At 47.4% G+C, this 22617-nt stretch carries 29 protein-coding genes, 1 tRNA gene and 3 pseudogenes; 12 read left to right on the top strand and 21 right to left on the bottom strand.

Annotated features, from left to right (window positions below):
• Positions 1-3: 3 nt before the first annotated feature.
• The 4 genes from ahbD to QMD66_00125 form a co-directional block, all read right to left on the bottom strand.
• Positions 4-1086 carry a heme b synthase gene (gene ahbD / locus QMD66_00110; GenBank protein MDI6821278.1) on the bottom strand — a complete coding sequence of 361 codons (1083 nt, stop codon included), beginning with the start codon at positions 1084-1086 and terminating at the stop codon, positions 4-6.
• Positions 1083-2054: a porphobilinogen synthase gene (gene hemB / locus QMD66_00115; GenBank protein ID MDI6821279.1), complete on the bottom strand. Its 972-nt coding sequence runs from the start codon at positions 2052-2054 to the stop codon at positions 1083-1085. The genes ahbD and hemB overlap by 4 nt, the downstream gene beginning before the upstream one ends.
• Before the next feature lie 20 nt (positions 2055-2074).
• Positions 2075-2278, bottom strand: a complete 204-nt coding sequence (locus QMD66_00120) for a hypothetical protein (GenBank protein ID MDI6821280.1) — start codon at positions 2276-2278, stop codon at positions 2075-2077.
• 504 nt (positions 2279-2782) lie between these two features.
• A tRNA-Ala gene (locus QMD66_00125) sits at positions 2783-2854 on the bottom strand.
• Between the two features lie 233 nt (positions 2855-3087).
• Here QMD66_00125 and QMD66_00130 point away from each other — a divergent pair.
• The 12 genes and pseudogenes from QMD66_00130 (at position 3088) to QMD66_00185 (ending at position 8839) form a co-directional block, all read left to right on the top strand.
• Positions 3088-3258, top strand: coding sequence for a Flp family type IVb pilin (locus tag QMD66_00130; protein MDI6821281.1), 171 nt, complete (start codon positions 3088-3090; stop codon positions 3256-3258).
• Between the two features lie 94 nt (positions 3259-3352).
• Complete coding sequence (locus tag QMD66_00135; protein ID MDI6821282.1) at positions 3353-3676, top strand: TadE/TadG family type IV pilus assembly protein; 324 nt, start codon at positions 3353-3355, stop codon at positions 3674-3676.
• Positions 3677-3749: 73 nt separating this feature from the next.
• Positions 3750-4397, top strand: a complete 648-nt coding sequence (locus QMD66_00140) for a Tad domain-containing protein (GenBank protein MDI6821283.1) — start codon at positions 3750-3752, stop codon at positions 4395-4397.
• Positions 4391-4603, top strand: a complete 213-nt coding sequence (locus QMD66_00145; protein MDI6821284.1) for a hypothetical protein — start codon at positions 4391-4393, stop codon at positions 4601-4603. The genes QMD66_00140 and QMD66_00145 overlap by 7 nt, the downstream gene beginning before the upstream one ends.
• Positions 4573-5073, top strand: a complete 501-nt coding sequence (locus QMD66_00150; GenBank protein MDI6821285.1) for a hypothetical protein — start codon at positions 4573-4575, stop codon at positions 5071-5073. The genes QMD66_00145 and QMD66_00150 overlap by 31 nt, the downstream gene beginning before the upstream one ends.
• A 24-nt stretch (positions 5074-5097) precedes the next feature.
• Positions 5098-5589, top strand: a pseudogene (gene cpaB, locus QMD66_00155) (Flp pilus assembly protein CpaB).
• 256 nt (positions 5590-5845) lie between these two features.
• Positions 5846-6130 (top strand): annotated as a pseudogene (locus QMD66_00160) (P-loop NTPase).
• Positions 6131-6238: 108 nt separating this feature from the next.
• A pseudogene (locus QMD66_00165) lies at positions 6239-7289 on the top strand (ATPase, T2SS/T4P/T4SS family).
• A gap of 12 nt (positions 7290-7301) precedes the next feature.
• Complete coding sequence (locus QMD66_00170) at positions 7302-7664, top strand: hypothetical protein (protein ID MDI6821286.1); 363 nt, start codon at positions 7302-7304, stop codon at positions 7662-7664.
• A 17-nt stretch (positions 7665-7681) separates the two neighbouring features.
• Positions 7682-7933: a type II secretion system F family protein gene (locus tag QMD66_00175; GenBank protein MDI6821287.1), complete on the top strand. Its 252-nt coding sequence runs from the start codon at positions 7682-7684 to the stop codon at positions 7931-7933.
• Positions 7934-7938: 5 nt separating this feature from the next.
• Positions 7939-8556, top strand: coding sequence for a DUF4388 domain-containing protein (locus QMD66_00180; protein MDI6821288.1), 618 nt, complete (start codon positions 7939-7941; stop codon positions 8554-8556).
• The gene (locus QMD66_00185) at positions 8534-8839 is read left to right on the top strand and encodes a hypothetical protein (GenBank protein MDI6821289.1); all 306 of its coding nucleotides are present in this window, start codon (positions 8534-8536) and stop codon (positions 8837-8839) included. Before QMD66_00180 ends, QMD66_00185 begins: the two co-directional genes overlap by 23 nt.
• Positions 8840-8842: 3 nt before the next feature.
• On the opposite strand, the gene QMD66_00190 is transcribed toward QMD66_00185, so the two are convergent.
• From QMD66_00190 to QMD66_00270, 17 genes are all read right to left on the bottom strand, one after another.
• The gene (locus tag QMD66_00190; GenBank protein MDI6821290.1) at positions 8843-9346 is read right to left on the bottom strand and encodes an ImmA/IrrE family metallo-endopeptidase; all 504 of its coding nucleotides are present in this window, start codon (positions 9344-9346) and stop codon (positions 8843-8845) included.
• 18 nt (positions 9347-9364) lie between these two features.
• Complete coding sequence (locus QMD66_00195) at positions 9365-9718, bottom strand: helix-turn-helix transcriptional regulator (GenBank protein ID MDI6821291.1); 354 nt, start codon at positions 9716-9718, stop codon at positions 9365-9367.
• 183 nt (positions 9719-9901) lie between these two features.
• Positions 9902-10702, bottom strand: a complete 801-nt coding sequence (locus tag QMD66_00200; GenBank protein ID MDI6821292.1) for a uroporphyrinogen-III synthase — start codon at positions 10700-10702, stop codon at positions 9902-9904.
• 150 nt (positions 10703-10852) lie between these two features.
• Positions 10853-11797, bottom strand: a complete 945-nt coding sequence (hemC, locus tag QMD66_00205; GenBank protein MDI6821293.1) for a hydroxymethylbilane synthase — start codon at positions 11795-11797, stop codon at positions 10853-10855.
• Complete coding sequence (hemA, locus tag QMD66_00210; GenBank protein MDI6821294.1) at positions 11790-13145, bottom strand: glutamyl-tRNA reductase; 1356 nt, start codon at positions 13143-13145, stop codon at positions 11790-11792. The genes hemC and hemA overlap by 8 nt, the downstream gene beginning before the upstream one ends.
• A 96-nt stretch (positions 13146-13241) precedes the next feature.
• On the bottom strand, positions 13242-14063 hold the full coding sequence (gene ccsA, locus QMD66_00215; protein MDI6821295.1) for a cytochrome c biogenesis protein CcsA: 822 nt from the start codon (positions 14061-14063) through the stop codon (positions 13242-13244).
• 9 nt (positions 14064-14072) lie between these two features.
• Positions 14073-14207, bottom strand: a complete 135-nt coding sequence (locus QMD66_00220) for a CcmD family protein (GenBank protein ID MDI6821296.1) — start codon at positions 14205-14207, stop codon at positions 14073-14075.
• A 6-nt stretch (positions 14208-14213) separates the two neighbouring features.
• On the bottom strand, positions 14214-14885 hold the full coding sequence (locus QMD66_00225) for a cytochrome c biogenesis protein (protein ID MDI6821297.1): 672 nt from the start codon (positions 14883-14885) through the stop codon (positions 14214-14216).
• Between the two features lie 2 nt (positions 14886-14887).
• Positions 14888-15568 carry a heme exporter protein CcmB gene (locus QMD66_00230; GenBank protein MDI6821298.1) on the bottom strand — a complete coding sequence of 227 codons (681 nt, stop codon included), beginning with the start codon at positions 15566-15568 and terminating at the stop codon, positions 14888-14890.
• Entirely contained in the window at positions 15565-16278 is a 714-nt protein-coding gene (gene ccmA / locus QMD66_00235) for a heme ABC exporter ATP-binding protein CcmA (protein MDI6821299.1), read from the bottom strand. The genes QMD66_00230 and ccmA overlap by 4 nt, the downstream gene beginning before the upstream one ends.
• A 93-nt stretch (positions 16279-16371) precedes the next feature.
• Positions 16372-18300 carry a cytochrome c-type biogenesis CcmF C-terminal domain-containing protein gene (locus tag QMD66_00240; GenBank protein ID MDI6821300.1) on the bottom strand — a complete coding sequence of 643 codons (1929 nt, stop codon included), beginning with the start codon at positions 18298-18300 and terminating at the stop codon, positions 16372-16374.
• Between the two features lie 12 nt (positions 18301-18312).
• Complete coding sequence (locus tag QMD66_00245) at positions 18313-18690, bottom strand: cytochrome c maturation protein CcmE (protein ID MDI6821301.1); 378 nt, start codon at positions 18688-18690, stop codon at positions 18313-18315.
• Between the two features lie 68 nt (positions 18691-18758).
• Complete coding sequence (mog, locus tag QMD66_00250) at positions 18759-19274, bottom strand: molybdopterin adenylyltransferase (GenBank protein ID MDI6821302.1); 516 nt, start codon at positions 19272-19274, stop codon at positions 18759-18761.
• Between the two features lies 1 nt (position 19275).
• Positions 19276-19722: an MOSC domain-containing protein gene (locus QMD66_00255; GenBank protein ID MDI6821303.1), complete on the bottom strand. Its 447-nt coding sequence runs from the start codon at positions 19720-19722 to the stop codon at positions 19276-19278.
• A 70-nt stretch (positions 19723-19792) separates the two neighbouring features.
• On the bottom strand, positions 19793-20278 hold the full coding sequence (gene moaC, locus QMD66_00260; protein ID MDI6821304.1) for a cyclic pyranopterin monophosphate synthase MoaC: 486 nt from the start codon (positions 20276-20278) through the stop codon (positions 19793-19795).
• A gap of 1 nt (position 20279) precedes the next feature.
• Positions 20280-21296 carry a GTP 3',8-cyclase MoaA gene (gene moaA / locus QMD66_00265; protein MDI6821305.1) on the bottom strand — a complete coding sequence of 339 codons (1017 nt, stop codon included), beginning with the start codon at positions 21294-21296 and terminating at the stop codon, positions 20280-20282.
• A gap of 43 nt (positions 21297-21339) precedes the next feature.
• Positions 21340-22566, bottom strand: a complete 1227-nt coding sequence (locus tag QMD66_00270) for a molybdopterin molybdotransferase MoeA (GenBank protein ID MDI6821306.1) — start codon at positions 22564-22566, stop codon at positions 21340-21342.
• Positions 22567-22617: the final 51 nt, after the last annotated feature.

Below are 22617 nucleotides of genomic sequence, written 5' to 3' on the forward strand. Positions count from 1 at the left end.
CTTTTACTCCCGTTTTCCGCCAATCTTTTGACTCGCAGCCGAAGGCTGGTAAATGCAATAGGGTTCCTCCTGCAGATAATCACCGGTTAAAGCATAAGCCCTGGCCCTGCATCCACCACAAATCCTCTTATACTCGCAAATTCCACACTTCCCTTCGAGCTTCCGAAAATCCCTTAAATTCCTGAAGATTTGAGATTCAAACCAGATTTCTTTAAAGGGTCTTTCCCGAACATTTCCACAATCAAGTTCCAGGTAACCGCAGGGCTGAACTTTACCCAGGTGAGAAATGAAACAGAAGGAGATTCCACCCAGGCAACCTCTGGTCATGGCCTCAAGACCTTGGGTCTCGAAGCTTACCTTTTCTTTTTCCTTCCGAGCCCTCTGCCGAATGATGCGGTAGTAGTGAGGAGCACAGGTGGCTTTGAGATGTAGTGGTACCTTCTTCTGTCTTTCGTAGAGCCAGTTGAGCACCCTTTCATAATCCTTGGGAGGAATCTCCTCTTCCGCCAATTCCCTTCCCCTGCCCGTGGGAACCAGTAAAAAAATATGAAGTGCTACGGCACCCAACTTCACGGCAAGATTCAAGATATTCTCAAGATCATTCAGATTACGTTTGGTGATCGTGGGAGCGATTTGAAAATCCACTTCCGCTTCCTTAAGATGCTCTATCCCCTCCAGGGCAGCTTCGAAGGATCCAGGCACTCGGCGAAACTCATCGTGTATTTCAGGAGTGGAACTCTCCAAGCTTATTGCGACCCTTTGAATGCCGGACTCCCTTATTCTTCTGGCGATATCCTTCGTGATCAGGGTACCGTTTGTACCCATCACCATGCGTAAACCCTTCTGCACACCATGGCAAACAATGTCAAAAATGTCCTCCCTGAGTAGCGGCTCTCCGCCGGTCAAAATGATAATTGGTTGACTGAATTCACATATCTCATCGATGAACCGGAGGGCTTCCTGAGTGGAAAATTCATTGGGAAGGGGTTTGTCCACAGCCGAAGCTCGGCAATGAACACACTTTAAGTTACAGGCACCTGTTACCTCCCAGGCGATCATCCTCAGTGGCTGCGCAGCAGTATTTATTTTAGCCACCTGGCTACATCCTTCGCATGGTAAGTCAAAATTATATCGGCGCCGGCTCTCTTGATCCCTGTGAGTATCTCCATGACAATCCTCTTCTCGTCCACCCAACCCTTCATGGCAGCGGCTTTGACCATGGAATACTCCCCACTTACATTATAAGCCGCCACTGGATAATTGAACTCCTGTTTGACTCTATAGATTATATCCAAATACGCGAGGGCGGGTTTAACCATCACGATATCAGCACCTTCTTCGATATCCAGCATGACCTCGCGAAGCGCTTCCAAGGCATTGGGTGGATCCATCTGGTAGGATCTTCGATCACCAAATTGAGGAGCGGACTCCACCGCCTCTCGGAAGGGACCATAAAAACTCGATGCATATTTCGCAGCATAGGACATAATGGGTACATTTTCGTAGCCATTTTCATCCAATGTATTTCTAATGGCGGATACGCGTCCGTCCATCATATCCGAGGGGGCAACCATATCCGCACCCGCTTCCACATGGGATAAAGCGGTCTTGGCTAGCAACTCTAAAGTTAAATCATTCACGATTTCCCCATCTTTTACCATTCCACAGTGTCCATGGCTTGTATATTCGCAAAGACAAACATCGGTTATGACCAGAAGATCTGATGTAACTTCTTTGATGGCTCGCACCGACTGCTGGATAATTCCATCTTCAGCATAAGCTTCGGAAGCTACTTCATCCTTCTTCTTGGGTATCCCAAAAAGGATAATGCCGGGGGTGCCCAGCTCTTCTATTTCTCTAACCTCGTCTTTCAATCTATCGATGGACCAGTGGAAATTTCCGGGCATACTTAAAATTTCTCTTTTAATTCCCTTGCCGTGAACGACGAAAAGGGGGTAGATGAGATCATCGACGCTTATCTTAGTCTCCCTGATGAGGCGCCTGAAGTTCTCAAACCTCCTTAAGCGTCTGGGACGATAAGTTGGGAAATACATCTTTTACCTCAACTCCCTGACTACTCAAATTCCTCCCCGCCCTTCGCTTCCTCTTTTGCTTGGGATTTCTCCTCCGCTAAGGGTCTGGGAGCAAAATGATCGACGAGTCTTCTGAAATCTTTCCAGGCTAAAAATAAAACACAGACTAAGACCACGGGATAAAGAATGGAGATAATCCAATTTGCCCACTGCAGGATTTGGATGTACAGCGGTTGTTGCATCATTAAAATTCCACCTCCTCTTGTTTAAGCTCACAGCCCGACAATTCCCTCTTCAATGCTTCGGTGGTTAAATGATTGAACGATTTGAACCACATTTTACAAGAGCTGGAAAAATACATCAAGCAATTGAATCTCAAATTCAAGTTTAGGAGGAATCAGCAAATTCATAAAGGGTGTTTGGCTTTTGGGAGGGTATTTCAAGAGTATTATCCGAACTAAAGTTCGTTATCCATTAGACGAAATGCTCACTTCGGAGCGCTTCAAAATATTTCTTTGCAGCAATAGTCCATAACTGTGGGTCGCATCCATATTTTTGAATACGATCTGCGTCCACTACCAATATCTCTGGATATGTGTCTAGATAACTCATAACCCGTAAACTTACCTCCTCAACATGTGGCAAATCAAATTTTCTGGCTCCTTTATGAATAACTGCGTTTTCACCTGGCCAAATTGTTTCAGCACAATTCTGGACTCACCTTTGGGAAATAACTCTTATTCAACTTGTGGAGATGGCGGGATTCGAACCCGCGACCTCTTCCGTGCGAAGGAAGCGCTCTCCCCCTGAGCTACATCCCCCTGGCACCTTCGCGCCTTCCTACCTGTACGGGTGAGGACACTCGTGACGCTATTTTACCAGATGTTGTAAGCCTATCAAACTCTCATATAAAATTATATGTTTTATCGGACCCTTTGGCAAAACCATTCTGTAATTCAAGGAAACTAAAGTTTTTACCCCTTTTTACTGATAATCTATACAAATAGTGAAGATAATTCACTAATGGTGAATACAGAAAGTAGGTTCAAGAGCAATGCTAATCCGACTGTTCACACTCCTCAGAAAAGATCGTGGCGCTACCGCAGTAGAGTATGGAATAATGGTCGCCTTAATTGCCGTCGTAATCATCGCCACCGTAGCCCTTCTGAGAAATCAACTTGTGGCGGTGTTTGATAGAGTCGTTGCAGCACTATCCGGCGTATAATGCAAAGAAAAATTCGACCCAAAACTTGAGACTCCGCCCACCTCACCTGGGCGGAGTCTCACTCCCCAAAATGTTTGAAAAGGAAGTGAGCCAAATGATAAGATGGAAAATTCTAGAAGAAAAGGGTACAAGTTCCGTTGAATTTGCATTGATACTTCCAATTCTCATACTCATTCTTTTCAGCATTCTGGAATTTGGAATAGCTTACAATAACTACCTTGCGATCACCCACGCGGCGAGGGAGGGAGCGAGACTCGCCGCCGTTGGAAAATATAGCGAAGAAGTGGTAAGGGAAAGGGCGTATCTCGTGAATCCCACATCCATAACCATCAACTACCCCAACGGAAACAGACACGGTGAACCAGTGGAAGTCGTGGTCAGGTACGATTTCCCACTGGATATACCCTTGTGGGGATAGGAGACGATTCCCCTGATGAGTAAGGCACAAATGCGCATTGAGCTCTAGGGAAGTGGAAGGTGGAAGTTAAAGGATGAAGCACATATTCAATTTGAATGAAAAAGGAGCAGTAACCATATTGGTGGCCTCTACCTTAGCTGCGCTCATCACGGTTGCTGCCCTCGTTGTGGACCTGGGGCTCTTATATCAAGAGCGGAGGCAGCTTCAAACGGCCGTCGATGCGGCAGCTCTAGCAGCAGCCATTGACTTGGCGGAGGGAAAAGATGCAGAACAAGCCGAGGTTTCAGCGGAAAGGTACATCATTGAAAACACCAATGTATTTCCGGAGCAAATAACCATCGATTATCCTGAAGCCAATCGGGTCAGGGTGATCTGTACCACCTCTAGAGACCTCTTGTTGGCAAAGGTTTTTGGGGTTAAAAATGCCCTCGTTAAAGCCACGGCGACAGCCGCCTATGATGTTGCCTCCAGTGTCAGCAACCTGGTTCCAATCATCGTTCCCATGCAATCGGTGACCACCCACATCGGACCGGAAAATGAAGTTCAATTTGAATTGGGAGAGGACAGACCGGTGGAATCATTCTCCAAAACCGCCACTATGGACAAAAATACCATAAAATACACCATTTCTTACATCAACACCACCCATAAATTGGTGGATATCACCATCGAGGATCCCATTCCAAAGGGCGCTACTTATGTAAAAGGCAGTGTTTGTTAGCGGATGTGGTTGTTCCTGCTGCAGCAGTTGCACATGTTCCCAATGCGGGGGCTGCGACTGTGAATGTGGATGCTGTGATCGTTGTAAATGCCGTTGCTGCTATCACAAAGGCACAAATACCATCGCTTGGATATTCCGGGATGTTCCCCCCGGCGAGCAAAGAACCGTCAGTTTTATGGCGACAACTAGTAGCTCCTCCGCGGTGATGAATAATACCGCTTACCTTACCATCAGTGCCTCAAGTGAAACCAAGACAGCTTCCACCGCCGGATCGGCTCAAAAGGGATACTTCTGGCTCTGCGATTTCGATGCCGGGAGCGGTGGAACTCCCGATTTCGATGATTGGATTCGCCATGGTTACCCGGAGGAGGTATCCATCGGATTCGTCGCCAATGGTGAGGGAGTTAGGGCCGCCCTAAAGGATGCCTTGGGCTGGAGAAAAGAATACGATCCAAGCGTCGTCTTACCCCTTTATGACCATACCAAAGGCGGTGGAAGCCCGGGTGAGTACCACATCGTGGGATTCGCTGAATTCGTGGTCACCGATTTCGATTTCAAAGGAAATCCCAAGACCATCACCGGTTATTTCACCAACGGTACGGTGACGACCGGTGCGGGTGGTGAAGAAAAACCGCCTTACGACTTCGGAATTTGCGTCGTTTGGTTGGTTGACTAATGGCAAAGGAGGGAGGGGGAACAACTCACGGAAGGCAAATTCAAGGATTCCTTTACGGCGGAATTATCCTTGAGGATTCCCCATAACATGGTGGCCATATCCATTCCCGTGGGCGAAGTGGTCGGCGTCTCGGACAAAATAAATCCAGGTGATCGCGTAACCGTCATAGCCACTTTCACACCCGGACCAGGAGGTTCCGATGTGACCCGCATCCTTTTGCAGAATGTAGAGGTCCTCGCGACCTCAGCGGAGATTCAGAGAACTTCTAAAAAACCGGAGATAGGCAATGCCTCAAGTCTGGGGAAGAAAACAATCACCCTTGCAGTTCCCCCCGCCAATGCCGAAAAACTGGTCTTCGCCGAGGAAAAAGGTCATGTTTGGATAGCACTAATGCCCACTAGCTGGGACGGACCAATGATGCTCAGCCTGTGGAAACACCGGGGCAGACGATGGAATCTATCTTTAGGTAGAGAGGATGTTCTTAATGATTGCCTTAATCCTGGCCGACCCGGATAAAGATTTCGATAGGGAAATTCGATGGGCCTTGAAGGGTAATAAAGATATTTCCGTACGAGCCTTTGCCACCAAACTCAATCAAATCGAGGCTCTCGTGAAGGAGCACGCTCCCTGTGTGCTGTTGATCGGTCCAGGATGGAAAGGAAAACCCATCGCTGATCTGGCTAAAGATATAAGAGAGAAAACCAACACAACCGTCATTCTCTCGGTCAACGGCTCTAAACCATACAACCAAAAGAAAGCCGCATCTGCCCACATGCAGGGGATCGATTTTCTCACCTTTCCAACTCGAACCGATGAGCTAATCTCCACCATCCAGCGGGCTTATGAAATCCTCAGAGAAACAATTGCTTCCACTGGGAATAAGGGCAAGATTCTCACTATCTTTAGCACCAAGGGTGGCGTGGGCAAAACGGTCATCGCTACAAATCTCGCGGTCTCACTCGCCAGGGATCATGGAACCAGCGTAGTTCTACTCGATCTCGATCTTCAATTTGGTGACATTGGAGTGATGCTTAAACTCAATCCGGAACACACAATCTACGACGCCGCTTGCATGGGTGAGAATCTGGATATCGAGGTATTGAGCGGCTTTCTTGCCTCCCACGATTCCGGAGTTAGAGCACTTCTCGCTCCACTCCAACCCGAATTGGCGGATTTGGTAGACTTAAGGGACCTTCAGACGAGAGTCCAGCAAAAGCTGCAGGAGTTAATCTCTCAGGAAAAAACGACTCTCACCCCTGAAGAAAAGATTCAGCTCGTTGAGAGCATTACCCACGATGTCTTGGGCTATGGTCCCTTGGAAGAATTCCTGGACGACCCAGAGGTCACCGAGATCATGGTCAACGGTCCGGATACCATCTATATCATCGATGAGGCTCACTTAAGACGGATAATCGATAAGATCGTGGCACAGGTGGGAAGAAGGATCGATGAGAGTGCAAACCGTCAATGATCTCATAAACTTTGGTACTATGACCAGGAGAATCGCTCTGTTCTTGGAAGCCTGCGTTAAGTGGTCTCCGGAGGAACAGGATCGGGGAAGACCACGACTCTGAATGTCCTCTCTTCCTTCATCCCTCCGGATGAGCGGATTATTACCATAGAGGATGCGGCAGAGCTCCAACTTCACCAAGAACATGTCATTCGATTGGAATCCCGTCCCCAAAATATCGAAGGAAAAGGGGGAAGTAACCATAAGGGATTTGGTGAGAAATGCCTTGAGAATGAGACCGGATAGAATCGTGGTCGGCGAGGTGAGGGGAGGAGAGGCCCTGGATATGCTGCAAGCCATGAATACCGGTCACGATGGTTCATTGTCCACGGTTCACGCCAACTCGCCCAGGGATGTTTTATCCCGTCTGGAGACCATGGTCTTGATGTCCGTAATGGATCTGCCAGTGCGAGCCGTAAGGGAGCAAATCTCCTCCGCCATCGATTTGATCATCCACCAGGCGCGACTGCGGGATGGAACTAGAAGGATCACCCATATCACCGAGGTTCAGGGGATGGAGGGAGACATAATCACCCTAGAGGATTTATTCCTGTTTGATTTTTCCATGGGCGTCGATGAGAATGGTAGATTTAAGGGAACCATAAAATCCACGGGAATCAGACCGAAATTCATGCAAAAGTTGCAGAATCTTGGGATCACCCTACCCGTGGACGTCTTCCAATTTGAACTCTTTAGTCGAAAGTAGGAGGTTTTGAAGATGCCTTTGGGTACCTTGCAGGGATTAACCACATTATTACTCATATCATTCATGGCATTCTTCCTGGCTTTCCTTTCCCTGCTTGGGATATTCTTCCCACAGACTTCCCTATTGGAGCAGCAATTGAAACCCTTTGAGGAAGCATGGCAAAGGTCTCGTGGGAAGGAGGAACAGAAAAAAGAGCAAACCAAATTCATCTTAAGCAGAATTCCAAGGATAATCGCTCCCCTGACCGCCAAAAGAGGTTCGCTCAAGGACTTACAACTCTTGCTCGATCAGGCGGGGCTTCCCCTTCGGGCGTCGGAGTTCATGTTCTTCCACTTTTTGACCGTCCTCATTTTGGGAAGTCTGGATACACCTTAAGCAAGAGTGTAATCGTTATGTCCCTCATGGTATCCATTGCGGCAATCGCCCCCATCCTCATAATCCAGTACTTGAAAACCAAGAGGGAGGGATTATTCCACGAACAACTCCCGGATACCTTGTCGCTGATAGCCGGGGCGCTTAAAGCGGGCTATAGCTTCCTGCAGGCCGTGGACATGGTTGTGCAGGAAACGAAGCCTCCCCTGTCCACGGAGTTTAAACGGGTGCTAACCGAGGCGAGGTTGGGTCTCCCCTTGGAGGAAGCCTAAATAACATGGCCGAAAGGGTTCAAAGCATCAATTTTGACTGGACCATCATGGCCGTTAAAATCCAGCGAGAAGTTGGGGGAAATCTGGCCGAAGTCTTGGAGATTTTGGCCAATACCATGAGAGAAAGGGATAGGGTAGCCAGGCAGATACGGGTGCTAACCGCGGAGGGAAAGCTTTTGATAGATGCAGGGCTAATGTCCCAGGACGAGTTGAAGGAAGCCCTTTTATGTCAACAAGAGCAACCCGAGAAGCGCCTAGGGGAAATTTTGATCTCCATGGGAATGAAGAAAGACTTGCTCGATCAATTCATAAAAGAACAAATAGAAGATGCCCTCTTTGAAATCTTCGATTGGAAAGAAGGCTCCTATTATTTCGAGACTAACAATGTCCCCGAGGAGGAAGATATCGGGATATATATGAGCGTCGAGGATATCATAGCCGAAGCCACCAAGCGCCAAGAAGAGTGGCAAAAGATAAAAGAGGTGCTTCCCTCCCTTGACACAATGGTACAAATGTCTGAAGCTCCCGTTAAATCGAAAGAGGACATCATCATAAAGCCCGAAGAGTGGAAAATCCTGTACCTACTGGATAAGAAGAGGAGTGTCAAAGATTTTAAAGGATAAATCTCATTTGACATCCCTTTCACTCTGCAGGATTCTGGTCAGAATGATCTCAAATGGACTGCTTGAAATCGTGGCTCCCGAGGCAAAGGGGCAAGCAATGGAATCTTCGGGGGCAAATAAAGCCAAAAAGTATCAATCCACCGAGCCAATAACCGGCAAGTACATTAAAAATTACAGAGGGGAATCTAGGCAAAATATACCTCTTGAGTGGGCAAGCTACTACGCTAGACTGAACGAGATCGCCCATCAATTGACGGCAAAACACTATGGTAAAAAGAATTAAAGGTTACTTTTTGACGCAGGACCAGGCATAGTCCTCAGCGGGAATGAGCCTTAATTCCTGCAACTTCCTGAGCATAGCAATTTCGCTCACCCCGAAGAGATGAGCCAAAAATTTATAATCGTTACCCCAGTTATGAGCCTCCCTTATGACCATGAATGAGGGCATACAAAGCTCAGCGGCGAAAATATCGGCTTCACGGTGAAAATAATCTCTCTTGCTATTCTTCATTGAACAGACTTCCCCACCGTGAAGTTGATGATGGGCAATCTCGTGAGCGATGGTGAAATTTTTACGGCTTTGGGGCATTAATTTATTGAGAACGATGTAATAATCGCCTTTAATGTTCAGAAGAGCTCCGAAGAACCAGGTAGGAAGGGATAACTCTATTATTTCTATGCCCAGAGAGCGTGCGATGTTGTATAGGTCCACGGGTGGATTCCTAAAACTAAATTTCTTCACCAAATCTTCCGCTCGCTGCCTCAAATACCAATGGGCATAGATAATCAATGGTGATCACCTTTCCATCTATTCCTTCCCCTCCGCTCGTCTCTTCGCCTTTATTATGTCGATTACGTGAAGGAGGAGCTCTCTTTCCTCCTCTGAATATTTGGGATCGGACATGAGCATGGCTTCAATATCGTAACTTTGGGAAGGCTGGGGTGTGAAAGTCTCGCCAAGCAAGAAGGAGACTGGCACACCGTAAAAATCCGCGATTCTTTTTAAACGCGAAGCACAAATCCTTCTCCTGCCACTTTCGTACATTGCTAGGATCGATTCTTTGAACTCGCCGCTGGTTAATTTCTCCACATCTTTGCGGCTTAATCTTTTGCTCTCTCGAACATTCCTCAAGCGAAGACCAATTTCATTGTCGTAATACATTTGATGCTCCTCACTATTTGTACAGTTTCTGCTCTATTTTTATCGAGAAATGTCTCTTTGAACTTTAAATTTTTTAGCATACTTTACAAATAGTAAAACCTCTCCTACCCGTGAGATAAGAGAGATCCACTAATATCCTGCTCGCAGTCAAACCGCAAGCAAAATCGGGATGCGAGTTACGAGTTACGAGTGAATTTTTTTAAGTATCGCTTTTATCAATCCTTCAATGGTGTACTCTTCGGCTATTACATCGACCTTTAGACCAAGGTCCTGGGTGGTACTCGCGGTGATCGGTCCAATGCAAGCCACCATCACCTTTTGAAGCATACTTTTAAGGTCGATGCCTTCAAGAAGGCGAACGAAATTTTTGACCGTGGAAGAGCTGGTGAAAGTGATAATATCAATTTCACCTCGAGATAGTATCTGTTTAACTCCACTTACGTGGGAGTCATCGATGACCGTCCGGTACGCCGTTACTACATCCACGCTTGCTCCCAGCTCCCTCAGTCCTTGGGAGAGGATTTCCCGTGCTTTTTCGGCTCGGGGAATGAGGATGCTGGTCCCTTCCACCTCTCCCCCCTTGAACCCTTCTATAATCGATTCGGCGCAATATTCTCGGGGAATATAATCGGTGGTGAGACCCCACCTCTTTAGCTCTCGACCAGTTGCTGGACCGATGGCGGCGATTTTTATCCCTTTAAGTTCCCGCACATCTTTCCCCTTGTGATAGAATCTCTCCATAAAAAAGGAGACTCCATTCACGCTGGTGAAGATGATCCAGTTGTACCTCCGAAGGTCGGCTATAGCATCGTCCAAAGCTTTAAAATCCTCCGGTGGCAAAATTTTAATGGTCGGAAATTCTACGACTTCGGCTCCAAGCTCCTCTAATGCCTGGATAAAATCACCGGCTTGAGCTCTGGACCTGGTGACCAAAATCTTCTTTCCAGAAAGGGGTTTATTCTCAAGATATACCTTCCCCGCCATGTGGCATTCTCACTTCCCAGCAAAACTTTTGTGTTTTCCCAAGTTGTGTAACAAATTTAAAATGCAAAGATCAAAAATCAAAATCACAGATCAAAATCCAAAAATTTTAGAACTTTTTGAATTTTACTTTGTCATTTTGCATTTTGCGTTTTAATTTGCCTTCTCGCTCAGGTGGCGGATTTCTTTCAGAATTTGATCTGCCCCTCGCTCAAGCAATCTTGCGGCCAAAAGAATCCCAAGATCTTGGGCCCGAGAGGGATCACCAATGATGTTATCTTTAACCAACTTGCTGCCATCCAAGCTGGCAACAAGGGCAGTGAGCCTTAATTCACCATTCTGCACTTTCCCTAGGGCAGCGATGGGGACCTGACAACCTCCTCCCAGTCTCCTCATCAGCGCCCTTTCGGCCGAAATTGAAATCCAAGTTTCATGGTGATTGAGCTGCCTTGCAAGCTCAATCATCTCGTGATCATCGATTCTCGCCTCGATGCCAATGGCTCCTTGCCCCACCGCGGAGAGACAAATCTCCGTGGGAATCCTCTCGGTTACCCTCTCTGACCAACCCATGCGATCGATACCGGCTGCGGCCACGATTATCGCGTCGAACTGACCAGATTCTAGTTTCTTAAGTCTGGTATCGAGATTACCTCTAATGTCAACGAGCTTAAGATCAGGTCTGAAATGGAGAAGTTGGGCTTTACGCCTAAGACTGCTGGTAGCGATGACCGCCTCCCTGGGTAAATCCCGTAAGGGTATGTTGTCTCGTGAGATGAGTACATCTCGAGGATCATCACGCTGAAGTACAGCTGCGATAGTGAGTCCCAAGGGGATATCCGTGGGAACATCCTTCATGGAGTGGACGGCTAAATCTATCTCACCGCGCTCAAGGGCAAGTTCAATCTCTTTGACGAAAAGACCCTTCCCCCCTATCTTTGCCAAAGGCGAATCCAGAATCTTATCTCCTCTGGTCTTTATCCTTTTAATACAAATTTCACGAGATACCAGGTCTTTAAGATTTTGAGCAACTAAATTTGTTTGCAAGAGCGCCAGTTGGCTTCCTCTGCTACCGATAACAATTTTTGAACGCTTACCCATGTAATCCTTTCCGCCCCTCGCCCTTCGTCCCTCGTCCCTCGCCCTTCGTCCCTCGTCCCTCACCCTTCGACCTTCCCCTCTCCATTGCCTCAAGATCGAAAAGATGACGGAGGGATTCTATATACAGATATCCATCTTTGCGCCGAGAGCACTCCTTGATGCGGACGATGGGTTCATGGAGAAGCTTATTGATGATCACCCCGGTGAGTGCATTGATTATATTTTTCTCCCTCTCGGATAGCTCTCCCAACTTATTCAAAGCCTTCTCCGTCTCCCCCTCTCTTATCAATTCAGCCCTCTTCCTTAAAGCGGCTATGGTTGGAACAACCTCAAGGGAACTGAGCCAGGCCATGAATTCTTCTACTTCCCTATCGATGATTAACTCAGCCTTCCTGGCCTCCCTAGCTCGCTCGGCTAGATTGGCGTCGGCCACGGATTGGAGATCATCTATGTCGAAGAGAAACACGTTGTAAATCTTGTTGACTTCAGGATCGATATCCCTGGGGACGGCTATATCGATCAAAAAGATGGGTTTAAATCTCCTTCTGCGCATCGCCTCGGCCACGGTTTTCTTCTTAACGATGTAATGAGGGGCTCCGGTGGAACTTATCACTATATCCGTATCCACCATGTAATCGGGAAACTCATCGAATTTTACCGCCTTTCCGTGAAATCGGTTTGCTAATTCCACCGCTCGCTCATAGGTGCGGTTGGAAACGAGTACGGATGTCACCCCATTGGCCACGAGGTGCTTCGCCGTAAGCTCACTCATCTCACCAGCACCTATTATCATCACGGTGCGACCAGCCAAATCCTCAAAGACTTTTTTAGCCAATTCTACAGCCACATAGCTTACGGAAACAGCACTCTCTCCGATCCCGGTCTCCGTTCGCACTCTTTTGCCAACCTTAAAGGCGTGTCTGAAGAGCCTGTTGAAAATGACGCTGGTGGCGTGGGCTTCGAAAGCGTGAGCGTATGCCCCTTTGACCTGACCCAAGATTTGGGCTTCTCCCACAACCATGGAATCCAAGCTGGTAACCACCTCAAAAAGGTGGTGAATGACATCAATTGAGTGACGAAAGTACAGATGATTGCGGAACTTTTTTGGATCCAAATTGTGATACTGACTCAGGAATTTTATCAGATCCTCTTTCCCTCTATCGGGATCGTCGGAGACCGCATAGATCTCCGTTCGATTGCAGGTGGAAAGGATTACCCCTTCGCTGATATGGTCGTATTTTAGCAAGCATTGGAGGGATTCCTCCAGTTTGGATTCCGGAAATGTCAATTTTTCCCTGATCTCTACGGGAGCAGTCTTGTGAGAGAGTCCCATCACGATAATATGCATCACTTAACCCGCTCCTTAAGTATCGCCAAATCAAATCCCTTTTATAATTTTACCCCGCTTGCTGGGCTTGGGCCAGCACCTGTGGCTCTAACCGCTCTAACCTCTAAACCCATGAAGGTAACTGACGTAGGGAACTATGGCAAACCTTATGGACATCACGCATAAAAATCCAATGATCGCCAATATAGCCGCTCTCTTGCCCATCCAGCCCGCCGCGGCTCTGAGTAACAGATAAAAAGCATAAATCGACCAAGAAACCGCGGAAGCGACAACGATGGGATCCCAAATTGTACCCCACACCTGGCGAGCCTGGATTGCCCCGGTGGCCACGCAAAGAGTGAAGAAGAGAAAACCAGCGAGTACAGCTCGATAGCCCACATCATCCAAAACTTCTAAAGAGGGCAGACGCCGGAATAGAATATTCGGTCTCCTCCCCTTCATCTGCCATTCCTGCAAGAGATAGAGCAGTCCGCACCCGGCGGCGACGGTGAAGGCAGCGGAAGCGATGAAAATGAGCATGAAATGTACATCCACCAAGGAACTTCGCAATATTGAAAGGCGAGGTCCAGGCGGCTGATAATGACTCCAGGCTTTAACCAAAAACACGCAATTGATGGCGGTAATGAATATCCCCAAAACCTTGGACTTGGAGAAATATTCCACGAAAAGATAGGCCATGATCACGAGCCAGGCCACGGCGGAGAGGGACTCATAAGCCGTTGCTCCGGGAAGATGACCCGAAGCCAATCCTCGAAAAATCAAAGATGCCGTGTGCACCACCCATCCACCGATGGTCATTCCAGTAGCCAGACTACCGGCTATATGTCTTCTAGAAGCGAAGAAGTTAGCATACATTGCAAAAGCCAGAGCATATATAGCGAGAGCGAGCCAAAAAAGAAAAACGCTGATCCTCTCCATGCCAACCTCCTACTTCTTTTTCTCAGCAACCTCCCGAAGAAGTTTCAACTCCCTGGAGAGATGGGCTAATCTTCTTTCGATGGTTAAAACGTAAAGGAAAAGGACGATCCAAACGGCAAAATAGGCTGCGATCAAATAGCGCATTTCTCATCAACCCCCAAGCTCACTTTTGATGTCCTCGATTTCATCCTTTATCTTCTCCAGACGATACCTCTCCTGCAAGAGACAGAAATAAAACAGGGTGAAAGCGACTAGGCACACGATCAATGCGGTGATCATGGGGGGCTCTAGCTCAATGCTGGTGGGCTTGATGACCAACGGATGGATTGTTCGCCACCATCTAATGGACATGAAAGATATGGGAACGCTGATGAAAGCGGCGATTCCATATACGGCTGCGAATCTCGCCCGACGCATTTCCTCCTCAACGGATCTTCTGAGCAGCAAATATCCCGCATAAAGTAACCACATGATGAGTGAAGTGGTAAGACGAGGTTCCCAAGTCCACCAAACCCCCCAAGCGGGCTTGGCCCATATTGGACCGGTGATGAGGACTAAAGCATCTATAACCAATCCAACCTCAGCGGAGCAGAGAGCTATGGTATCCCACCTCCTGTCCCTCCTCCAAAGGAATACGATGCTGCAAAGGAAGACCACGAGGAAAGCAAGATAAGGGATCCAGGCCGTGGATACGTGGAAATAAAATATCTTCTGGAGGATGCCCATCTTCCTTTCAATGGGTGCATAAATGAAAACCATATAAATGGCCAAAAGAATGGCAATGAAGGTAACTCCAGAGAGAATTTGAGCTTTTCTTTCCATGTTCACTCCTCTAAAACGTATTCAAAGGTCAAGAATCCCACAAGCAAAAAAATGATATCATAAATTGCCAGCATTCTCAGCCAGATGAGAATATCAATCGAGAACTTTGAAGCGGTCATGATTAAACCCGTTAATTTCACGGCGGCGATTAAAATCGGAATTATCACCGGGAAAAAGAGTATGGGCAACATGAGGTCCCTTGCCTTAGTATTGATGGAAATTGCCGAAAGCAAGGTGCCCACGGATGTGATCCCCACATTGCTCAAGATTATCACTAGAATCAGCAGCCAAAGGTTGGCTAAGGGAATCATTTTTATGAAGAATACAAAGAATATGGGAAGAGCCAACATTTGAACGACGAAAATAAAGACCAGGCTGGAGAGAACCTTACCGAAATAAATCACCGCTCTATCCGTGGGGCAAAGCATCAAACCATCCAGGCATCCTTCATCCTTCTCGTGGACGAAGATTCTGTTAAGCCCCAGCATAGCGGCGAATAGAAAGGCCGCCCACAAAATGCCCGCCGCGATCTCCATTCCCTCAAAAATCTCTCCAAAAGCAAAGTGAAAGATGACCATGATAAGGATGACGAAGACGAGCATGGAATTGAGCATCTCTTTCGTTCTAATCTCTGCAGCGATATCCTTTCTGACGATGGTTAGAATCTGTCGAATATAGTTCATTCGCTCACATACCTGGTGTAGATTTCCCTTAAATTTGCGATGTCAAGAGCACGTTTCTCCCCCTGAAAAACCATCCTTCCTTCACTCAAGATAAGGATTGAGGTGGCATGCTCCAGACCCTTTTCCAAATTATGGGTGGCCATTATGAAAGTACGGTCTTCTCTCTTCAAATCCTCCAAGAGGTCATCGAGGATATCGGTGGCATGAGGATCGAGACCGCTGTGGGGCTCATCGAGAAGGAGGATGGACGGATTGTGGAGCAGAACCCTGGCGATGGAGAGTCTCTGTTGCATCCCTCTAGAGAATGTTCGAACGACATCGAACTTTCGATGTCCCAACTCGACCTTCTCCAAAAGTTGAGAAATCCTCGCCTCCAAACCCCTAATGTCAAACATCCTACCGTAGAAAAGCAAATTTTCGTAGGCGGTTAAATCACCGTAAAGGAGTGGATTGTGCGAAATCAAACCCATTCTTTCCCGAATGGCTATCGAATCCCTCCGGAGATCAAAACCATCTATCTTAACCGAACCCGAGGAGGGTAAAACAAGGGTGGCTAAAATTTTGATCAGCGTCGTCTTTCCCGCTCCATTTGGACCGATGATCGTCAGAAATTCGCCCTTCTCCAATTCGAAGTTTATGTCCTGTAATACCTTCCTCCGACCGAAAATTTTTGAAAGACCTTCAGCCCTTATTAGCGGAGAATCTTGCATCTCTCTCTCCTAGAATTAAGGTATATTATTAACAAGATGGGTTAACACTACTCCCTTAAATGTATGTGTAAACCAAACTCGTTAACAGTCCAACTAAGGTTTTTGGACGGGCCAGAAGGCCAGGGCAGTGCCAATAAAAAGAAGAATACATCCAATCCAGAGCCAGGATACCAAGGGATTTATCATTACGTGCAGAAGGACTGAATGATCTCTACCAATCCTCTCCAAGGCTACAAAGATGTCTCTGAGCAAATTATCTTCGATGGCAACCCTTGCGATTGAAGTTTCCTCAATATAGTGGTAGACGATTCGAGGGGTGAGGACACCTTTTCTCTTTCCGCCTTCGTAAAGAGTCAGTCGCGCCCCCACGGTTTCCTTGTCCACTTCCCTCTCAAATGATATCTCCTCGTAACTTAACTTTATGTCTTTCACCTCGAAGGTTTCATTTTTTGCCAGCGACGTTTTAGTATCTATCTTATAAAAAGTGGTACCGATGAGCCCCACTACCATTATAACGATGGCCAGATGGGCGATTAATCCTCCGTATCTAGCCCTATTGGTGGAAACGAGATACCAAAGGGATACCAGAAGCCCTTTCTTCGTTTGCCTTCGCCGAGCCCTGACCTCTCGAATGAAGGTTTGTACCACTCCCACCGCGGCGAAAGCACAAATGAAAAAGGCGACACTCCCCTCCAAAGACCTGTCCCATGACAGATAGATGGCTATGGCGACGATCGCGCCAAGGATAATGGGGTAAAAGATATCTCTCTTGACCTTGGAAAAGGATGTCTGACGCCACCCCAATATGGGACAAATGCCCATCAGGAGTAGGTAAATGAGCCCCAGAGGTATGGCCAATCTGCCGTAAAATTTGGGACCGGGGGAAATCTGCTCTCCAATGACCAGCGATGAAAAAATGGGAAACATAGTCCCGATCAAAATCACAAGGGCACAGAAGACCATGACCAGATTATTGAGATGAAAACCGTATTCCCTAGAGAGGAGGTTGACCTCCCCTTCGCCTCTGAAATCTTTATATGTGTAAATCAGTATCCCGAAGGATATCAGGAAGACAAGAATCATAAACCACAGAAAATAAGGACCGACGGGGGATACGCCAAAGGCATGCACGGAGGAGATGATCCCACTGCGCGTAAGGAAGGTGGCCAGGATGCAAAGCAAAAATGTGGCGATGGTAAGTGTAACCGTCCACATCCTCAAGATCTTTCGCTTTCGATATGCAACGCAGGAATGGAGCAGTGCGGTACCGGTAAACCAGGGAAATAGGGATGCGTTCTCAACGGGGTCCCAGGCCCAGTAACCTCCCCAACCGAGTACCTCGTAGGCCCAAAGGCCGCCCAAAAATATTCCAACGCTTAGGAAAGTCCAGGCGAAAAGGGCCCATCTCCTACACCCCTCAAGCCAATCGATACCCCGTTCTCTGGTTAGCAGAGCCGCCATTGCCATGGCAAAGGGCAATGTGAAGCCAGCAAAACCCACAAAAAGAGTAGGGGGATGGAAGATCATCTGAAAGTGCTGAAGAAGAGGATTCAAACCTCGTCCCTCATGCATGAGGAAGGGAGCCTCCGTAAAGGGACTCACGGGAATGGCCAATAGAAGAATGAAGAAAGCCTGTACCAATAGCAAAATGGATAATGCATAGAGGTCAAAAACATTTCTTTTACCCCAGACTATGAAGATCAGGGTGAAAAGGGATATGAGCCACAGCCAGAGGAGCAGAGAACCCTCTTGCCCAGCCCAGAAAGCGGCGATCGTGTAGGATAAGGGAAGAAGTGTACTCGTATGGTTGGCGACATAGGCAATGGAGAAATTCCTGTTCACTAAGGCAACTAAAAGCACAAGGGAAGCTACGGTTATGAAAACGAAAGTTAAAATAGCGGCAGTTCGCCCAGCCTCAACATATTTTTTACGCCTTGTTTTGATCCCATATAAAAGAATACAAACCGCCGAAATGGAGACCAAAAGTGAAAGCCAGATTGCAACCTTTCCCAGTATGGCCATCTTTTCCCCTCATCATTTGGTGATATACTTGGAGGGACACCTGGCAAGAAGATTCTTCGCCCTTATCCCGACATCTCGTTCATAAATTCCTTCGGCGATGACCTCAGCATCCTCCTTGAAAGTGGAGGGTAAAATGCCTTTATAAAGAACAAGAATTTCTTCCTTTCCATCGAATATCTTAAACCTATAACCACCTTCTTTCTCCTCGAAGGAGCCCTTCACAACTTTACCGATGACCCTGACCGGTTTGCCGTGCAAAGACTCATCCATCTTTATCTCGCTAACCGTTCTATAATACAAGAAGGAGCCTCCCACCGTGGAATAGACCAGATAGCCCAGAAGGATGAGTACGATGACTACCGTTATGAGTATGCGGGTTCTTCTCTCCATATTCTCCTCCTCGATTGGCAAATAACAGCTTAATTCTACCAAAATTTTCAATCAAGAGACAAATAAATTCAACTTATTTTGGTGGGAGCATTGGTGGGAGCACACTCCCCACCTCTTCCCCGAATGATTTCTATGCCATGGGGAATAGCAGGTAAGATGACATCTAAGCATTCCTTGACCGCCTTTGGACTTCCCGGAAGATTGATGATTAAAGTTTGCTTTCTTATTCCACTGACCGCCCTGGATAGCATGGCATGAGGAGTGACTTTCAGACTTTCATGACGCATGGCTTCGGCAAACCCCGGAACTTCCCTGTCGATGACGGCTTTTGTGGCCTCAGGTGTTACATCCCGGGGGGAGAGTCCCGTACCACCCGTGGTGAGTACGATATCTGCATCGATCTCATCCGCAAAATACCTCAACCTTTGTGAAATGATGTCAAATTCATCGGGGACTATCTCCTGATGGACGATTTCCGCTCCCAAAGAAGTCATTTTCTCGACAATAACTCTTCCGCTTAAATCCTCACGTTCTCCTCGAAAACCCTTATCACTTACGGTTAAAATGGCAACCTTTATGTTCATTTCAGCTCACCTGTATAACGGATTTGAAAATCCTTATTTCGTCTCCGATTTTTATTTTGCCGCCTTTAAGTACCTTTGCAAATATCCCCTCCTTGGGCATGATGCACTCCTTCACACGATAATAGATAGCACATTTGGTATGGCATGTTTTCCCGTGTTGGGTAACTTCCAGTGTTATCCCCTCTCCAATTTTTAAGCGAGCTCCCACGGGAAGTGATAAAAGATCGACACCTCGTGTGGTTATATTCTCCGCAAAATCGCCGGGACCGACATCGAATCCGAGCTTTTGCATCCTCTTTATGCTCTCCTCAGCGAGCAAACTCACTTGGCGATGCCATCCGCCGGCATGAGCATCGCCTTCCAATCCATGAGAAGCCAATATTTTGCAATGCCCAACTCTTTTCTTGCGAACGCTCTTTTTGGCGCTGATATTAACCGAAACTACCACCCCGACCCGTTGTTCGTTGTTAGTTGTTGGTCGTTGGTTTAATTTCCTTGAACCTTGAACCTTGAACGCTTCATACCTCTCCCTCTCTAATGAAGGTGCCCGATTTACCACCCGTTTTCTTCACCAGCCTTATATCCGTCAGGGTGATCGCTCTGTCAACAGCTTTGCACATATCGTAAATGGTCAGTGCAGCGGCGGAAACGGCGACGAGAGCTTCCATCTCCACACCGGTTCTATCGCGAGTCTTGACCACGGCTTCGACCTCCACGGTAGAATCCTCATCATTCATGGAAAAGTCGATATCCACGGCGGTAATTTGAAGAGGATGACACATGGGAATGAGTTCCGACGTTCTCTTGGCAGCCATGATCCCCGCCACCTGGGCCACAGCTAGAACATCGCCCTTCCTTATGCCACCGGTTTTGATCAGCTTCAAAGTCTTTGGGGACATCTTAACCCGCCCCCTGGCTATGGCCTCTCGGACGGTGGGCTCCTTTTCACTTACATCGACCATCCTGGCTCTCCCATGCTCATCTATGTGCGTAAATTCCTTCATTTCATCCTCCAATCTGAGACATCCTACGCTTTAAACTCGCCTTTCGGATCGACATCCTATCCTTGGGCTTGTTAATAAGAGCTTCTCTTATTAACTCCATTATCCTTTGCTCAGATCCCTCACAAAGAACTTTCTTCACATTTATCTCTTCCTCAGAGAAGAGACAGGTTCTCAATCTGCCATCGGCAGTCAGGCGAAGGCGATTGCATTTGGAACAAAAATGACCGCTAACGGGACTGATGAAACCCAAGGTTCCCTGAGCTCCTTTAAATGTATAGTATCTGGCAGGGCCCGCCCCCAAGGGAGAAGACACCTCCTCTAATCCCCCAAAATTCTTGAGCTTTTCCATCATTTCCGCACAGGATACGAATCTATCCTCATAATTTAGCTCCTGGTTAAAGGGCATATATTCGATGAATCTTACATGAACCGGATACTCAAGGATGAGTTCAGCGAATTTTTTAAGATTTTCGTTTAGACCTCGCAAAACGACTACATTAATCTTTACCGGATCCAATCCCACTTCGAGAGCGGCATTCATCCCTTCCAATGCTTTCCTGACATCGCCTCCCCGAGTTAGACGGCGATAGACCTCCGGTTCCAAAGAATCCAGGCTGATATTGATGCGCTTTAGCCCCGCATCGACAAGAGCCTTAGCATAATCTTTGAGCAGGATGCCATTGGTGGTCAAGGACATGTCCTTGAGATCCGAAATTTGAGAGAGACGGTGCACCAAGTCTACGACACCCCTGCGCACAAGGGGTTCTCCACCGGTGAGTCTTATCCTAGAAATACCCACCTTTACGGCACACTTGGCAAAAAGTTCAATTTCTTCGTAGGTGAGGATTTCGCTGTGGGGTTTTGGCTTAATTCCTTCCTTGGGCATACAGTAAACGCACCGCAAGTTACATCTATCGGTTATTGATACCCTCAAATAATCTATTTTTCGCTTATAAGAATCGATTAGCTCAGGCATATGACCCCACTTTCTGCCGCAGATACAGGTTGCAGGTCGCATGGCATGCCTTTCCTGCCACCTGCGACATGCTACCTGCGACGAGTTAGTGATCTTCCGGCATATCTATCAGATGAACCCTCACCCTCTCTCCCGCCTTCATTAAAGGTGCATCCTTTGGAATTAAGGCTAAACCGTTTGCCAAAGACATGGTCTTCAAAATCCCGGATCCTTGAGGACCCGCGCTGGTGGCATAGTACTCACCATTCTTGCGCTCCACACGAACCCTTACGTAGTGCATCCTCCCGGGTTTCTTTTTGATATCCTGAGTTAGAACAGCCTCAATCTCGGGGCGGAAGAGCTTTGTTCTGCCCATCATCTTAAGGAGGGCGGGACGCACATATTCCTCAAAGCAAATCATCGAGGCTCCCGGGTTTCCGGGCAATCCAAAGACTGGTTTGCCTTTAAACATCCAAAAAGCTAGAGGCATGCCCGGTCTTTGAGCTACCCTCCAGAACTTGAGCTCCGCACCAAGATCCTCGAGTACATCTTTGACTATATCGTGCTCCCCCACGGATACTCCGGCGGTTGTTACGATCACATCGCAATGAAGAGCTTCTCTTAGCTTGGCACCGATGCTCTCCACGGTATCTCTAGCAATGCCCAACCTCACGGGTCTGGCTCCGCAGGCAATCACCTGAGCAGCCGTGGAATAACTATTGCTATCCCTTATCTTACCCATGGGAAGTGGCTCATCTATCTCCACCAGTTCATCTCCAGTACACAAAATCGCCACACTTGGGTGGGGCAGGACCATTACTTTGCTTTTACCCAAAGAGGCCAGGATTCCAATCTGGGAAGGACCGATCACCGTACCCGATCTTATGACCGTTTCCCCCTTTCTTACATCCTCTCCGGCAAGGCGAATATCTTGACCTTCTTTGACCTCTTGTAGAATATATACCCACTCCCCGGAAGTTTGAGTATCCTCCACTCTAATCACCGCGTCTGCACCTTTGGGTATGAGTGCTCCAGTCATAACCTTCACTGCAACGCCAGGGGTTACAACAATCTTGGTCACCCCTCCCGCTGGCTGATAGTCGACGATTTTGAGCCTCACGGGATTTTCCTTTGAAGCTCCTTTGGTATCACTGGCTTTAACGGCAAAACCATCCATTGCTGAGTTATCAAAAGGTGGAATATCCATATCCGATACCACATCTTGGGCAAGGACGGAACCCAAGCTATCCAGGATATCCAATTCACATGGGGAAAGTGTTTTAACCTCATTTAAAACAATGGACTTTGCCTCTTCCGGACTTATCAATTCCATTACCCCCCTTTTAAACCCGTTGTTCGATGTTCGGCCTAAATCCACAGAAAA

The sequence above is a fragment of the Actinomycetota bacterium genome (genome assembly GCA_030018275.1).
GTDB lineage: Bacteria > Actinomycetota > Aquicultoria > Subteraquimicrobiales > Subteraquimicrobiaceae > Subteraquimicrobium.

Excerpts from the sequence above, each read along its gene's own strand:
- hemB (MDI6821279.1), bottom strand. The coding sequence starts at position 2,054 with ATGTATTTCCCAACTTATCGTCCCAGACGCTTAAGGAGGTTTGAGAAC.
- QMD66_00120 (MDI6821280.1), bottom strand. The coding sequence starts at position 2,278 with ATGATGCAACAACCGCTGTACATCCAAATCCTGCAGTGGGCAAATTGG.
- QMD66_00130 (MDI6821281.1), top strand. The coding sequence starts at position 3,088 with ATGCTAATCCGACTGTTCACACTCCTCAGAAAAGATCGTGGCGCTACC.
- QMD66_00135 (MDI6821282.1), top strand. The coding sequence starts at position 3,353 with ATGATAAGATGGAAAATTCTAGAAGAAAAGGGTACAAGTTCCGTTGAA.
- QMD66_00140 (MDI6821283.1), top strand. The coding sequence starts at position 3,750 with ATGAAGCACATATTCAATTTGAATGAAAAAGGAGCAGTAACCATATTG.
- QMD66_00150 (MDI6821285.1), top strand. The coding sequence starts at position 4,573 with ATGGCGACAACTAGTAGCTCCTCCGCGGTGATGAATAATACCGCTTAC.
- QMD66_00170 (MDI6821286.1), top strand. The coding sequence starts at position 7,302 with ATGCCTTTGGGTACCTTGCAGGGATTAACCACATTATTACTCATATCA.
- QMD66_00175 (MDI6821287.1), top strand. The coding sequence starts at position 7,682 with ATGTCCCTCATGGTATCCATTGCGGCAATCGCCCCCATCCTCATAATC.
- QMD66_00180 (MDI6821288.1), top strand. The coding sequence starts at position 7,939 with ATGGCCGAAAGGGTTCAAAGCATCAATTTTGACTGGACCATCATGGCC.
- QMD66_00195 (MDI6821291.1), bottom strand. The coding sequence starts at position 9,718 with ATGTATTACGACAATGAAATTGGTCTTCGCTTGAGGAATGTTCGAGAG.
- QMD66_00200 (MDI6821292.1), bottom strand. The coding sequence starts at position 10,702 with ATGGCGGGGAAGGTATATCTTGAGAATAAACCCCTTTCTGGAAAGAAG.
- hemC (MDI6821293.1), bottom strand. The coding sequence starts at position 11,797 with ATGGGTAAGCGTTCAAAAATTGTTATCGGTAGCAGAGGAAGCCAACTG.
- hemA (MDI6821294.1), bottom strand. The coding sequence starts at position 13,145 with ATGCATATTATCGTGATGGGACTCTCTCACAAGACTGCTCCCGTAGAG.
- ccsA (MDI6821295.1), bottom strand. The coding sequence starts at position 14,063 with ATGGAGAGGATCAGCGTTTTTCTTTTTTGGCTCGCTCTCGCTATATAT.
- QMD66_00220 (MDI6821296.1), bottom strand. The coding sequence starts at position 14,207 with ATGCGCTATTTGATCGCAGCCTATTTTGCCGTTTGGATCGTCCTTTTC.
- QMD66_00225 (MDI6821297.1), bottom strand. The coding sequence starts at position 14,885 with ATGGAAAGAAAAGCTCAAATTCTCTCTGGAGTTACCTTCATTGCCATT.
- QMD66_00230 (MDI6821298.1), bottom strand. The coding sequence starts at position 15,568 with ATGAACTATATTCGACAGATTCTAACCATCGTCAGAAAGGATATCGCT.
- ccmA (MDI6821299.1), bottom strand. The coding sequence starts at position 16,278 with ATGCAAGATTCTCCGCTAATAAGGGCTGAAGGTCTTTCAAAAATTTTC.
- QMD66_00240 (MDI6821300.1), bottom strand. The coding sequence starts at position 18,300 with ATGGCCATACTGGGAAAGGTTGCAATCTGGCTTTCACTTTTGGTCTCC.
- QMD66_00245 (MDI6821301.1), bottom strand. The coding sequence starts at position 18,690 with ATGGAGAGAAGAACCCGCATACTCATAACGGTAGTCATCGTACTCATC.
- mog (MDI6821302.1), bottom strand. The coding sequence starts at position 19,274 with ATGAACATAAAGGTTGCCATTTTAACCGTAAGTGATAAGGGTTTTCGA.
- moaC (MDI6821304.1), bottom strand. The coding sequence starts at position 20,278 with ATGAAGGAATTTACGCACATAGATGAGCATGGGAGAGCCAGGATGGTC.
- moaA (MDI6821305.1), bottom strand. The coding sequence starts at position 21,296 with ATGCGACCTGCAACCTGTATCTGCGGCAGAAAGTGGGGTCATATGCCT.
- QMD66_00270 (MDI6821306.1), bottom strand. The coding sequence starts at position 22,566 with ATGGAATTGATAAGTCCGGAAGAGGCAAAGTCCATTGTTTTAAATGAG.